General features: G+C 42.5%; 9 protein-coding genes. 3 read left to right on the plus strand and 6 right to left on the minus strand.

Translation table 11 applies throughout. The features are described from left to right. The first annotated feature begins 19 nt into the window (after nucleotides 1-19). Nucleotides 20-1,138, plus strand: a complete 1,119-nt coding sequence (locus ACS8FA_RS26940; RefSeq protein ID WP_439266560.1) for a YecA family protein — start codon at nucleotides 20-22, stop codon at nucleotides 1,136-1,138. A 648-nt stretch (nucleotides 1,139-1,786) separates the two neighbouring features. On the opposite strand, the gene ACS8FA_RS26945 is transcribed toward ACS8FA_RS26940, so the two are convergent. Continuing rightward, on the minus strand, nucleotides 1,787-2,260 hold the full coding sequence (locus tag ACS8FA_RS26945; protein ID WP_439266558.1) for a BLUF domain-containing protein: 474 nt from the start codon (nucleotides 2,258-2,260) through the stop codon (nucleotides 1,787-1,789). A gap of 438 nt (nucleotides 2,261-2,698) precedes the next feature. Next, on the minus strand, nucleotides 2,699-3,205 hold the full coding sequence (locus tag ACS8FA_RS26950) for a hypothetical protein (protein WP_439266556.1): 507 nt from the start codon (nucleotides 3,203-3,205) through the stop codon (nucleotides 2,699-2,701). A 299-nt stretch (nucleotides 3,206-3,504) separates the two neighbouring features. On the opposite strand from ACS8FA_RS26950, the gene ACS8FA_RS26955 reads away from it, so the two are divergent. Further along, nucleotides 3,505-4,335, plus strand: coding sequence for an HAD family hydrolase (locus ACS8FA_RS26955; protein ID WP_439266554.1), 831 nt, complete (start codon nucleotides 3,505-3,507; stop codon nucleotides 4,333-4,335). Between the two features lie 201 nt (nucleotides 4,336-4,536). On the opposite strand, the gene ACS8FA_RS26960 is transcribed toward ACS8FA_RS26955, so the two are convergent. Next, complete coding sequence (locus ACS8FA_RS26960) at nucleotides 4,537-5,364, minus strand: 3-oxoacyl-ACP reductase (protein ID WP_439266552.1); 828 nt, start codon at nucleotides 5,362-5,364, stop codon at nucleotides 4,537-4,539. Between the two features lie 375 nt (nucleotides 5,365-5,739). Here ACS8FA_RS26960 and ACS8FA_RS26965 point away from each other — a divergent pair, with 375 nt between their 5' ends. Then, a complete protein-coding gene (locus ACS8FA_RS26965) occupies nucleotides 5,740-6,873 on the plus strand; it encodes an ABC transporter substrate-binding protein (RefSeq protein WP_439266550.1) in 1,134 nt (377 codons plus the stop codon). A gap of 81 nt (nucleotides 6,874-6,954) precedes the next feature. Here the strand turns inward: ACS8FA_RS26965 and ACS8FA_RS26970 are convergent, their stop codons facing one another. The 3 genes from ACS8FA_RS26970 to gltB all read right to left on the minus strand — a co-directional run bounded on the left by ACS8FA_RS26970 (nucleotide 6,955) and on the right by gltB (nucleotide 14,571). Then, the gene (locus tag ACS8FA_RS26970) at nucleotides 6,955-8,166 is read right to left on the minus strand and encodes an FUSC family protein (protein ID WP_201568655.1); all 1,212 of its coding nucleotides are present in this window, start codon (nucleotides 8,164-8,166) and stop codon (nucleotides 6,955-6,957) included. Nucleotides 8,167-8,454: 288 nt separating this feature from the next. Beyond that, entirely contained in the window at nucleotides 8,455-9,876 is a 1,422-nt protein-coding gene (locus tag ACS8FA_RS26975) for a glutamate synthase subunit beta (protein WP_102090376.1), read from the minus strand. A 231-nt stretch (nucleotides 9,877-10,107) separates the two neighbouring features. Further along, nucleotides 10,108-14,571, minus strand: coding sequence for a glutamate synthase large subunit (gene gltB / locus ACS8FA_RS26980; RefSeq protein ID WP_439266548.1), 4,464 nt, complete (start codon nucleotides 14,569-14,571; stop codon nucleotides 10,108-10,110). Nucleotides 14,572-15,079: the final 508 nt, after the last annotated feature.

Here is a 15,079-nt window from a genome sequence, read left to right on the forward strand (position 1 = left end):
TAAATATAAGCAGAAACCTATGAAAACAGGACGTAATGATAAGTGTTGGTGCGGTTCAGGAAAGAAATTTAAACGTTGCCACTATGGACGTGAAAACGAAACTCCTGTGAGTAAAGGCGAGGCTATTGGTCATAGTCAGAAAAATGCTTCACGAAAATATTGTTATGCCCCCGCTGATTTAAAACATGAGTGTAGTCAAAAAATCATTAATGCTCATACTGTCTCAAAAAGCAGTAGCCTAAAAGAAATTGCAGATGAAAGTAACCATGTTTTAGGGTTAAAAATAAACTTCGCAAATATAGCAAGAAACAAAGGGGAGTTAATTCCAGAAAAAATAGGAATTAATAAAGCTTCTACCTTTAAGGGTTTCTGTTCCAAACATGATAAGTCCCTTTTCTCTTGTATTGAAGATAGAGAGTTTATTGGAGATGAAGAACAGTGTTTAGCTCTAATGTGCCGTTCAGTAGCAAAAGAGATTTATGCTAAAGAAGGAGGGCTTCACACCTCTGATTTCGCTAAAAATAGTGATAAAGGTAAGAGCCTATTAGTTCAAATGTTGATTCAAAAATTTGCTGCAAATCATGAAACAGGAACTAATGCTGCTCTTGCAGAATTATCGAATCTTAAATCTCAACTTGATGACCAACTTCTAGGAAAATCAATTGGCAATTTAAGCCATCTTATTATTGATTCAACATCACCTATGCCTGTCGCTGTCTCTTCAATTATTGCCCCTATGAATGACTTTGATGGAAATTTAATCCAAGATTTAGGTGACTTAAATATTGTTGCTGAGCACTTAGTTTTTAATTCATTTTCTAGTGATGGCAAAGGGTATGTGGTTTTCAGTTGGTCTAAAAACTCTACCAAAGTATTAACCTTTATTGAATCATTATTAGCTTTAGAACCAAAGAAAATTTTTAGTGCGCTAATAAGGTTCTTTTTTGGAGTTGCTGAAAATACATTTATTTCACCTATATGGTGGGACAGTTTATCGGACGAACAAAAAGATAAAATAAATGGCCTTATCATGTCAGGGATAAGTCCGTTCGAGCCTAATAATGATAATTTACTAGTTGATGATGGTGTCAATTTTTCGGGGTGGAACATTGGTAGCATTAGGAAAATAAATTTTTAATAATAAATTCAATCGAACAAAAAGCCGTCTATACACAAGTATAGACGGCTTTCTTATGCTGGTTAGAGCAGACAGTCTTTATACTGAACGCATACTACGCATCTATAATTTCTGAATTAACCACCTTCAAATATCGCTGTCAAAAAGCTTTCAATCTGAGTACTTTTCATTAGATAAGGATTGAAGTCAAAACCTGCTGAGAAACTTTTTAAGGCATACTCCTCATCTTCGGCACTTTCCGTCAGGTGCTTGGTTGGTCGTTATATACATAAGAAAATCCATTTATATAATAGGTATATAAATTAATATACACTTTATCATAAAGTATAATCAATAAAACTCTTGAGAATTGACCAGCTTCTTATCATCCATAGCTTAAAATAACATGGCAAAAACAGGTATCACTAGGTCATTTTTAGTAGTTAAATCCTACAAGAGTCAGGTATGAATAGTCACTTATGAACATCCGCCAATATTCTGTCCAATTGCTAAGAAAACATCCTTTACCGCTACTGCTAACTTGCTTTCAACAAAAAGCCGCCTATACAAAACAAACGTATGGACGGCTTTTCTATTCTAGCTAGGGCAAGTGGCTATTACCTATTCTAAGAGGTAAATGCTTAAAAACTAAATGCTATTCATTTAAAGTTAATTAGATTCAGCATTTTCAAAAACTGCCTTCAAGAAGCTTTCAATCTGAGAGCTTTTCATTAGATAAGGATTGTAGTCGGAGCCTGCTGAGAAGTTCTTTAGAGCATGCTCTTCATCTTCAACGCTTGAGGTTAGATGTTTAACTAAAAACCCATTCCATTGGCGCGATTCTATTTCCTCTATATTCACAATATTATGGACAATAGTTGAATGCTCGTCAAGTATCTTTTCCAAGGCAGTATTGATAGCAGGTCTTGTTCCTTGAAAACTTTGAACGAAATAACCTTCACTAATGACTAAAGCTGAAACGATATCGTTTTCTTCAAAATATCTGCGCCAGTACTCAAGTGCGCGAGTCAGCTCAATCCCAGAATCTAGATCGACATTTTTGGCGATATATGTCATGTGGATAAGAATATGTTCGCCATGCCTTTTTCTATCTTCTGAAGGTTGGCTTGTCGTTATGTTCATAAGAAACCTTATTTATAAAAAATTCATTCAAATCAAGGTATACTTCAAGATAAAGTATAATTAATAACGTTTTTTACCATTTGCTATGATTTTTTTAGATTTATAACATAGAAGTTTCAATGATATAGCATACCGATATCCATAGTAGTAAAATTATACTACAAAGTTGTCACGTTCAGTATCTTGGCATTATTCCAATAGTTAACAAGCCTAATCTATATTCTCCTATAGCCCTGCCTCAACGCACTTATATGACTAAGTCATGTTTACTTATAGACTAAATTCTACAAGCATTTATCAGGGTCTTTAATGTCTGTTGAGTTAACGCATTTATAGGTATATAAAACATAACCTACCCTCAATAAACAGCCGTCTACGGCATGTATAAACAGTTTTGTATAGACGACTTTGTTGCATACTAATTGAATAGCTAACGTATCAATACCGTCCCATCTCAACTGTTGTTTCAGCAAGTACCGAGTCGCCTTGCCATGCTTGTACATCTACCGTATACAGATGGTTTTTGCCGCCAGAGCAAGGCGGCTTATATGCACCGCCCGCCTCACCTTTACGGTTACGGTATTCTGCGACCATCTCAATACCGACTGGTACTTCGTAAGTATGACCAAATACTCGTGGCACTTCTGCGCTCGTAGCACCCTCTGGTAATGCAAATTCCACGATACCATGTCCACCATGCTGCATACGTTTGTTGCTTACATCGTTGTAGACGAATACCAAGCTTTCAGCTCCTGTAGGAATGTTTGAAACAGTCATGCTAGGCGTGGCTGGACTTTTGCCATTATAATTTAGACATTGCTGACCTTCAGGTACTTTTTTGCCATCCCAAGCAGCATCATTAAATTTAACATCCATTGCAAAAGCATTAGCAGATAAAGCCACTGTTGCCAAAACTGTAACCGATTTTAAGGTAAAGAATTTCATACTTATTCCTTTAGGTAGCTGATGCATTAATAACGAGAGTCCATCTTATTTGGTAGATTGTTTTTGATAATTGAATATAACTTTATAATACATAGACACGGTTAAGTTAATCATATCGTTTAGCATTTTTGTTAATCCTCTGGACAAGCAATGAGCGGTTCTACAGGCTACATCCAAATACTGTCTCAATAAGCATACTTGTAGCATCATAGGTTACTCGATAGGTATTTATCTGATTGGGTATGTTGTAGTAGTATCTGAATCATTGTATCTACACGACTAAAAATAATAGGATCATCATGTTTATCGAAGATAAGATTGCCAAAGAAAGTATGACTACTAAGATCTCGACCCCAAAAATCATCTTTTTTGACATCGATGATACCTTGAGCCGTAACGGTGTTATCGCTGAACATAATAAAGCGACGCTTGAGCAGCTTGCAGATACCGATATTAAACTAGTGATTTCGACTGGTCGTTCTAAAGCCATATTGCCTGAAGATATTCTAGCGTTGCTTGATGCAGATATATTGGACGCCATTATTTGTATGAATGGACAATATAGTTTTGATAAAAGCGGCCGAATCAGCCACTACCCGCTAACGGCTGAACAGACAGATAAAATCGTACGCCTATGCCAGCAGAGTGATTTGATTCATAAGTTTGACTCTGCCACTCATATCGCTTGGTCAGGTGAAAATGAACGTTTGCGCGAGTTCAATGCGGTCACACCCAATTCGATCCTTGACCCTGAGTACTACAAAATAAATACCGTCTATCAATGCTCGGTATTTTTTAATAATCAGCAAGAAAAAATGCAGGATATCGACTTTGCTCAGTATGATTTAAAGTTGGTACATTGGCATCAGATTGGTGCCGATATCTTGCCAGCAGAGGCATCAAAAGCTCGCGGTATCAGAGATATGTGCGAGTACTATGCGGTAGATGCAAGCGAGTGTATGGCATTTGGTGATGGTATGAATGACTTAGAAATGTTCGACTTGGTTGGGTTTGCTGTGGCCATGGGAGATGCACAGCCAGCTTTAATAGAACGCGCTGACTTTGTCACTGGGACGATCGAAGAGTATGGTATTCAAACCGTGCTCAATCAGTTAGCAATAAAGTCGTAAGATTGTTCAGGCACATAAAGCCATTAATGTTTATTTAAAACAAGCCCTTACTAGCTGACTAGTATGGGCTTTTTGTTATGGGCTAGTTTTATATAGAAAATACAAATGAAAACTGTAGCGGTGATGATTTCATTACGTCGACGATCGTTTCTTTTCTTCTACAAATTTAATAGAACGTTAAGGCATTAGCTAAAGCCTCAATTAAGGCATGGTTAAGCCACCATCGACAGCGATAGATTGTCCAGTAATAGCCATGCTCAAATCAGATGCCATGAGCAATACTGAATTGGCAAAGTCAGCTACCGAAGTCGCTTGGCGCAGCGGCGTCGTAGTCGCGATATAGTCAAATACCTCTTCAGTGGTTAAGCTGCTTGCGTCGGTGGTTTTTAATAAGCCACCTGCTAGCAAATTAACCCGAATACCATACTGTCCAAGCTCGCTCGCTAGGTTGCGGGTCAGTCCAATCAATGCTGACTTGGCTGTGGTGTAATCGTAATAGGTCACCACTGGGTTGTAGACAAGATTGGTTGATATATTGATAATTTTGCCTACTTGCTGCGCTTTCATTTGCGGCAACACCGCTTGCACCGTATTGACTGCGCCTTTAACGATACCGTCCATTTGTTGTGAAAAATGCGACCACTTTACTGTTTCAATACTGGTGTACGCAGCGCTTGGATTGAACTGATAATTCGGCAAAGCATTATTGACCAATATATCGATACGACCATGACGAGTGATGACTTCAGCTGCCATGGCTTGTACTTGCTCAAGCTCAGTGACATCCGCCTGATAAGCAAATGCTTGACCGCCTGTCGCGATGATGTCAGCCACTACCGCCTCAGCAGCCTGTTTACTATTGAGGTAGTTGACGCAAACGATAGCGCCTGCTGCTGCCATTTGCTGTGCAATCTGTGCACCAAGCCCTCGACTGGCACCAGTGACTATGGCGACTTTATCCGTAAGCAATGCCGGTATAACTGAGTGGCTTTTATTCAAGGTGTTTTGAGTTGAGGTACTTTCGGTCATTGTGCTGTATCCTTTATTATTATGGTATGGTTGGTGTCTTAGAGCCAAAGGATGATATCTGCTTAAATGATGTTCGTCATACTTCGGCCTGCGCCAATCATAGCATGGTTATATGCTATCTTTTTTCGATTCGAGGTTAGCAGCTCGCTAGCAATTCTACTCAGAATTAGCTGTCATTCAGTTAGTCTTGCTACTCATCTCATTAGCCCAACTGGCTATTTTTATTAGTATTGTTAAGTATTACCTTAATAACAACCCTTTAAATTGTACAAATTAATGACCATAATAGTTTTATTGGCCATGTCAGGCTTTTATCTTTTTGGCTTTTTTATTGAATTTTTCTGATTTGCATTATCTTTATTTAGGAGAGATATTTTGACCCATTTATCATCGTCCCATCCAACTACTCACACCTCGGCTAGTATCGGTCGCATAGTGCCAAAAGCATTACTAGCTGTAGCTGTCGGCTTGGTGCTTGCCAGTTGTAGCAACTCTGACAATGCAGCGGATGGCAGCGCTGCGGCGAGCAATGAGACGCTGAACCTTTACAACTGGTCAGAATATATGCCGCAAGAGATTTTAGATGGTTTTGAAGAAGAGACTGGCATCTCAGTTAATTACACCACATTTGACTCTAACGAAGCGATGTATGCCAAGCTCAAACTATTGGATGATTCTAGTCAGTATGACTTAGCGATTCCATCGACTTATTACGTCGAAAAAATGGCGAAAGAAGGACTGTTGCAAGAACTAGATAAATCTAAATTGAGCAATTTCAAAAACCTTGATACCTCATTTACCAATACCAAAGTCGATCCTGACAACAAATACTCTATCCCTTATATGTGGGGCAGCACCGGTCTCGCTATTAACGGTGACAGTGTCGATCCGAAAACTGTCAATAGCTGGAATGACCTATGGGATCCTAAGTATAAAGGTCAGGTGATGCTGACTAACGACGTGCGTGAAGTATTCGGTATGGCACTGCTGACTCTTGGCTACTCAGGTAATAGTAGCAATCCTGACGAAATCGAAGCCGCTTACGATAAGCTCACCACGTTGATGCCAAACGTCAAAACTTTTAACTCTGATGCGACACGTATGCCGTATATTGAAGGTGAGACTTCGCTTGGTATGACATGGAATGGTGAAGCAGTCATGGCCAATGACGAAGGTTTGACTAGCTTGGTTTATAAGTATCCAACCGAAGGCGCTATCTTATGGATGGACAATTTTGTCATTCCAAAAAATGCTAAGCAAGTTGATGCAGCACATAAGTTTATTGATTATTTATTACGTCCTGAAAATGCAAAAATCGTCAGCGAAGAGATTGGCTACGCATCACCAAACATAGCAGCGCGTGAGCTGATGGATGAGAGCGTCCAAAACAATCCAACGATTTATCCTTCTAAAGAAGTATTAGCAAAAGCTGAGTTCCAAGAAGATGTAGGCGATGAAGCGTTGCAAGTGTATCAACAGTACTGGGATAAGCTAAAGACGGGTCGTTAATAGTTTTGATGTAGCACTTTAAAATAAAGTAGTCTTTGAAAAATAAAAACGCTGATCCTAAATGGTCAGCGTTTTTTTGCGTTATAAATGTAAATCTGTCTCGCCGCCCTGCTCTTTCATTCGGCGCTGCTCGCGGCGTTGATAGCCCAGACCAGATGCAGCAAACCAATGCGGTTTCGATGTTTGCAGTAAATCACTCAGCTGCTGCAACTGAGTTTGCAAGGTTTGGGTCAACCAAAAATAGCCCTGCCACTCAAATGCTAGGTGCTGTACGCTTGGATACTCCGAGACAGCAATACGAGTAATGGGTCGAAATACTTCATCGCTTGGACTACGTAACACCGCTGCCATATGTTGCATCGCTTGGGTTAGCTCATGCTGATAATGTACCAATAGAACGTGGTTTTCTTCATCAATTTCGATATTTGCCAAGCGCGGTGCCGCACTTAACAGTAGATCAATCGTTCCAATAATATTACGGTGGGTACGTTGAATCGTCTCTAGCGTTTCTTTTTCGATTCCTGACTCACTGGCTGTCGCCGCAATATGTGGACGCACAGCCAGTAGACGTTTATTAATCTGCTGTAACGCTGTGACCAACGCTCTATCAACGGGTACTTCCTTAACAGGAAAAGCCACGGGGTTTAATTTTTGAACAGAATCGTCCACTACTCCATCCGTTGCGTCAATATGATGGCCTACACCCGCGTAGAGGCTACTACAAGCGTCAAGGTTGCTACTCAATAAGAACCGCCACATTAACGTTGATTTGAGCGGCAAAATTAGCGTCACTGCTACCGAAACGCCTGTCCCCAGTAAGATATTTAAGGCGCGGTAGATACCATCTTGACCAATGCTATTATTGCCTAAATCAGAGACAATCATCAACATAGTGATGCCCGTTAGCAGCCCTGTATACCCAAGCTGCCTGACGGCTAAATATCCAATGATGCCGCTGAGCAGACCAATGAGCGCATAGTCCACCCACAACCATGCGCCTGCGTTCTGATTAAACCATAACACCCCAAGCGCAGTACCAATACCTAACAAAGTACCGATCACGCGCTCTTTCGCCTTAGTATAAATAGCGCCTTGGTATTGCAATAACCCTAGAATAATAAATACGGTAATAGTCGTCCATTCACCGTGCGGAAGATTGGTGATTTTATTGACCAATAGGGCCAATATCACAGCTGTGCCTAGGCGAGTGGCATGTAGGATATCTGCATGTTGGTAGCGAACATAAGGTTCGACAAATGGAGCAGTAATACGCTGATAAAGGGTGGGTTTCACGCAAGGCTACTCTTTTTGGGTGGAATGTTTAGGTGAGACATTTTAGTAAAGGATTATTAAAAATCTCAATAACTAGCGGTAAGTATAAGTTGATATTCTATCAGCAAAATGACGGGCAAAAAATAACGCCTTTTACCTATTATTCACAGGTAAAAGGCGTTATAAAAAATATCCTAGCACACTATATTGAAATCTACGCTATTGAAGATTACTTATTAAATGACTCGTCAAATTCTTCATTGAGAACTGCATCAGTATTAATGAGTAATAGTCTATTGCGCTAGCGTATTACACTTCAAGGTAGTCTAGAATACCTTCCGCAGCTTCGCGGCCTTCCCAAATCGCGGTCACAACCAAGTCAGAACCACGCACCATATCGCCACCAGCGAAGATTTTAGGATTTTGGGTCTGGAATTTGAAGGTTTGCTTTTCGGCTGCTAGTACGCGACCAGAGCTGTCCATCCCCACTTGCTGAGACTCAAACCAATCAGCAGGACTTGGTCTAAAACCAAAGGCCATGATGACTGCATCACATGGGATGATCTCTTCAGAATTGGGAATCGGTTCAGGGCGTTGACGACCGCGGTTGTCTGGTGCACCCAACTGAGTAGTAACGACTTTTACGCCGTTAACTTTACCATTTAAGCCGATGATTTCGGTTGGCTGACGATTGAATAAGAACTCGACGCCTTCCTCGCGAGCATTGACCACTTCGCGGCGTGAACCTGGCATGTTTTCTTCGTCACGGCGATAGGCACAAACTACTTTTTCGGCGCCTTGACGGATACTGGTACGGTTACAGTCCATTGCTGTATCGCCGCCACCAAGTACTACCACCTTTTTACCTTTAAAGTCGATGTACTCTTCAGCGTCTTTTTCCCAATCATTGCAACGGTTCACGTTGGCAATCAGGTAATCTAGTGCATCATAGACGCCTGTCAGCTCTTCACCAGCAAAGCCGCCGCGCATATAGGTGTATGTACCCATACCCATAAATACCGCATCATACTCAGCCAATAGCTCATCAATCGTGACGTCTGTACCAATCTCTGTCTCTAAACGGAATTCGATACCCATGTCTTCAAAGATCACACGACGATTGCGCATGACATCTTTTTCCATTTTGAACTCAGGGATACCGAATGTCAGTAAGCCACCAATTTCAGGGCGCTTATCAAAGACGACTGGTTTGACACCATTTCTGACCAAGATATCCGCACAACCTAAACCTGCTGGTCCTGCGCCAATGATAGCGACTTTTTTATCTGTCCAAACGACTTCAGACATATCTGGACGCCAACCAAGTGCAAACGCGGTATCGTTGATATATTTTTCGACATTACCAATGGTCACTGCGCCAAAACCATCATTTAACGTACAAGCGCCTTCACACAGACGATCTTGCGGGCAAACTCGTCCACATACTTCAGGTAAGGTATTGGTACGGTGACACAATTCAGCTGCCTGAAATATCTGACCTTCTGTGGCCAGTTTTAGCCAGTTAGGGATATAGTTGTGTACTGGACATTTCCACTCGCAGTACGGGTTACCACACTCAAGACAACGATGCGCTTGCTGGGCAACGGCTTCATTTTCGAAAGGTTTATAAATTTCAACAAACTCTGTTGAACGTGTTGCAATGTCTTTTTTGGTTGGATCAAATCTCGGTACATCTAAAAACTGGAAGTTATTTTCTAAGCGTTTTGCCATGGTGCTATCTCTTTTATATAAGGCTCTTTTGCAGTGGGTGGCGACAGTCAGCGATGTTTGGTTTGTCTAAAATTTAAGACATATATCGCTGCTGTCACGTACCTGCTGAAAACCTGTGAGTTAAAACGTCTCTAAAAACGGAACGCTGGCTAACCTAATCAAAGCGACTGCCGATCCATCAATACATTCTATCAATGCAATCCATTGATACGATAGGCAGTTACGTATCGGCTATTGTGGGTCGGCCATGGTAGTTTTAAGAAGGCTTGCAATGTTCGCCGCTTTTGGCTTAACCAAATAGAACTTACGAACATAGTGCTCAAAGTCATTCAGAATTGTCTGACCCCATGCACTGCCTGTTTTATCTACATGAGCTTCAATCACTTGTTGCAAATGAATGCGATGCTCTTCTGTTTGCTCGCTTGAAATACGGTTTAGATCGATTAGCTCATGGTTGCAACGGTCAAAGAAGTCGCCTTCCATATCGAGTACATACGCAAAACCACCCGTCATACCAGCACCGAAGTTAAGTCCAGTACGGCCCAGAATCGTGACGATACCGCCAGTCATATACTCACAGCAATGGTCGCCTGTGCCTTCGATGACTGCGTGTGCGCCAGAGTTACGGACGCCAAAACGCTCACCTGCTGTACCGGCAGCGTATAGCTTACCGCCAGTTGCACCATAGAGACAGGTATTACCGATGATGGCCGTTTCTTGTGCGATAAAGCCTGAATCTTTTGGCGGATAAATCACAATCTCACCGCCTGCCATACCTTTACCCACATAGTCATTGGCATCGCCTTCAAGCTCGATATTTAAGCCGCCAGCATTCCACACGCCCAAACTTTGTCCTGCGGTACCAGTTAGACGAAGCTTAATTGGCATATCGCTCATGCCAAGGTTGCCCCAGACTTGCGCAATCTCACCAGAAATACGAGCACCGATAGAGCGGTCACAGTTACCAACGAAATAGCTATAATCGCCGCCTGCCCCTTTGCGAATGTTCACAAGCATATCGCTAATCATCTGCTCAGCAAGCAAACCTTTATCAAACGGCTCATTACGCTCAACCTGACAAGTTTGTGCTTTACCTACGCTGGCTGGGTGACTAAATAGCAATGGCGTTAAATCAAGATGACGCTGCTTATCCGTATTACCTTCTAAGATATCAAGCAAGTCAGTACGACCAACCAGCTCTTCCATACTACGAACACCTAGCGCTGCCAACCATTCACGTGTTTCGGTCGCGACAAACTTAAAGAAGTTAATCAGCATTTCTGCTTCGCCAATGAAATGCTCATCACGCAGCTTGGCTTTTTGAGTAGCAACACCTGTCGGACAGTTGTTTAAATGGCAAATACGTAGGTACTTACAACCAACTGCAATCATCGGCGTGGTACCAAAGCCAAAGCTTTCTGCACCCAAGATAGCAGCTTTTACTACATCCAGTCCTGTTTTTAGACCACCGTCAGTCTGGACACGCACCTTATCACGTAACCCGTTCACTCGTAGAGACTGATGAGTCTCAGCCAAACCTAGCTCCCATGGTGAGCCTGCATGATGGATAGACGATAGCGGAGACGCTGCCGTACCACCGTCATAGCCCGAGATAGTAATCAGATCGGCGTAGGCTTTTGCAACGCCTGTCGCGATCGTACCAACACCTGGACGTGAGACCAATTTAACCGATACCAATGCATCTGGATTGACTTGTTTTAAATCAAAAATCAGCTGTGCCAAATCTTCGATAGAATAAATATCATGATGCGGCGGCGGTGAAATCAAGGTTACACCTGGCACTGAATAACGTAAGCGTGCAATCAGCGCGTTGACTTTACCACCAGGTAGCTGTCCACCTTCACCAGGCTTGGCACCTTGAGCTACTTTAATCTGCATGACTTCAGCGGAACGAAGGTAGGCAGGTGTGACCCCGAAACGACCAGAGGCAACTTGCTTGATTTTTGAGTTGCGCAATGTGCCGTAACGCGCAGGATCTTCACCGCCTTCACCAGAGTTTGAGCGACCACCGATGGTATTCATAGCCATCGCAATCGACTCATGCGCTTCAGGAGATAGCGCGCCTAGTGACATGCCAGCTGAGTCAAAACGCGTCAAGATTTCAGAGATATCTTCCACTTCATTGACATCGATACTGTTGTCAGTTTTCAGTTGCAACAAATCACGTAAGGTCGCGACCGGACGGCTATTAACTAAATCAGCATAATTACGGTAATTATCGTAATCACCAGTACGTACTGCAGTATGCAGGCTATTAATCACATCAGGATTAAAGGCATGGTACTCTTTGTTGAAGACAAATTTGAGCAGACCACCCTGATCTAGAGGGGCACGACGCTTAAACGCATTGGCAGCCAGTTGCGCTTGATCAGCAGCAAGGTCTGCAAAGGTAGCGCCTTTGATTCGACTTTGTACGCCTTTAAAGCATAAATTGACGACTTCTTCTGATAGGCCGACTGCTTCAAACAACTGCGCGCCGCGATAAGAAACAATGGTAGAGATACCCATTTTTGATAAGATTTTCAGCAAACCTTTATCTAAGCCTTTGCGGAAATTAACACGGGCTTGAATCGGATCACCGAGTAGCTCACCAGTCGCGACCAAATCATCAATGACATCGTATGCCAGATATGGATATACACAAGTTGCACCAAAACCAATCAATACCGCTATTTGATGCGAGTCACGGGCAAGACCTGTCTCAATGATTAAATTAGCATCGGTACGGATACCTTGCGCGATTAGATAATGATGCACAGCACCAGTTACCATAATGGCGTTGGCGGGTACTTTGTCTGCATCGATCTCTTTATCAGACAGTACGATCAAGGTATTGCCCGAACGGATTTTATCTGCCACTTCTTCGCAAATAGCCACGATGGCATCAGATAGTTCTAAAGTACGGTCATAGTTCAGATCAATGCGAGCCATCTTAAACGCTGGATCATCCAAAGTTTCAAGCTGCTGCATCTTGCTGGCTGACAATACTGGCGATGACAAAATAATACGATGAGCATCTCTCGCAGATGGTGCAAATACGTTAGTCTCAGCGCCTAAGCAGGTCTGCAACGACATCACGATTGATTCACGTAATGGATCGATTGGCGGATTGGTTACCTGTGCAAACTGCTGGCGGAAAAAATCACCGACATGGCGAATTTGCTGCGACAGTACAGCCATTGGCGTATCGTCACCCATTGAGCCGACTGGTTCTTGACCATTTTCAGCATTAGGGCGAATGATTTCTGTGCGCTCTTCATTGGTGATGTGATACATTTTTTGTAGCGCTTTGAGCTTATCACCACGGCACGCTTGCGTTGCCAATGTCTCTTCTAGACGCTCATCATCACGGACACGCGTCGCTTCTTCACGCAACCATTTGCGATATGGATGCGCCGTTTTTAGTAAAGTTGCAATAGCCGTCGTATCTAAAATTTGACCTGTTAACGTATCAATGACCAGCATTTGACCAGGTCCAACGCGACCTTTTGCTAATACATCTTGTGGCTCGTAATCCCAAACGCCCACTTCTGATGCAACAGTGATATAGCCATTCTTAGTGGTTACCCAACGTGACGGTCGCAGACCGTTTCTATCGAGCATACAGACCGCATAGCGTCCATCCTGAATGACTAGACCTGCTGGACCGTCCCACGCTTCCATATGCTGTGAGTAAAACTCATAAAACGCACGCAGATCCATATCCATGCTATCAACGTTCTGCCACGCTGGGGGTACCAAGATAGACATTGCATGGAATAGGTTCATACCGCCAGACATAAGCACTTCGAGCATGTTATCTAAGCTTGATGAATCTGAACCGGTACTATTTACAAGTGGTGTCAGCTCATTCAAGTTAGGCAGTTTGTCTGATTTTAGCTTTGGCGTACGGGCTTTAGACCAGTTGCGGTTACCTGTAATGGTATTTAACTCACCATTGTGCGCAAGATAACGGAATGGCTGTGCCAGTGGCCAGCGCGGTAAGGTATTGGTTGAGAAACGCTGATGGAATACTACGATATGTGACGCCAAACGCTCATCTTGCAAATCCAAGAAAAACGCTGGTAAATCTGAAGGCATTACCAAGCCTTTATAAATAATGGTCTGACAACTCAATGAACAGACATAAAATAGCTCATCATCCGTCAAACGCTGCTCTGCTTTTTTACGTGCAACAAACAGCTTACGGTTGAAATCATCAGCAGCTAGATCATCTGGCGCATTAACGAACACTTGCTTAAAGTCTGGCAATGTCTCACGACCAATCTCACCAACAATACTCAAGTCGAGTGGTACATCACGCCAGCCAGCCACTTCTAATCCTTGGGCGGCAATCTCATCGCTTAACACTTGCTGGCTATGCTTGGCTTTATCGCTATCTAAATTAACGAACACCATACCGACAGCAAAGTTGTCCGTAATGGCAAATTGCTGCTCAGCAGCAATCTGTTTAAAGAAATCGGTAGGCGTCGCTAATAATAAGCCACAACCATCACCAGTTCTACCGTCAGCAGCAACACCGCCGCGATGTGTCATACAACTTAAACTATGAATGGCAGTTTTTACCAAATCATGGCTCGCTTCACCCTCAATATGGGCAATTAGGCCAAAACCGCAATTATCAGAAAAATCATCTGGCGTGGCCAGGTGTGTTTGTGAGGAAATCATTGACATAGCTTGTCCTTTTAAGTAGACGGGCAACTTACATTTCCAATGCGGAGTATAAGTTGGTACCCGTAAGCAGAACGGGCTGATAGTGGATATTCGTGTGTTCGAATTGGCAAATAGCGCAATGCTCGATAGACATCATACTTTAAGAGAAAGTAAAACCCTTGACCCTCCTGGTCATTAGCTGATGTCTTGACATGTGGTCCGTGTATCAAAAGATAGTAAGTAGCAGCCCTTGGCAACGGGAGAATCTACGCCCTTAAATGCCAGTTACTCAATCAGTGATATCTAATGCCATTCATTTAAGCATCATTTGTTATGTTGTCATGTCTAGCATTTAAAGCTAAGCATACAATAACTTAATAACAGTGCACTTGTTTATCTTGAATATCTGACGCTCTGTATTCAAGCACTTTGTTTACCCTAAAAAGAGTGACAATAAGAGAGGTTGCGTCACTTACGATAACCTTATTATAGATAGTAAGTAACCGCGCTTGAGACAATAATATTTAGT

The organism is Psychrobacter sp. 1Y1 (assembly GCF_051847395.2).
Classification (GTDB): domain Bacteria; phylum Pseudomonadota; class Gammaproteobacteria; order Pseudomonadales; family Moraxellaceae; genus Psychrobacter.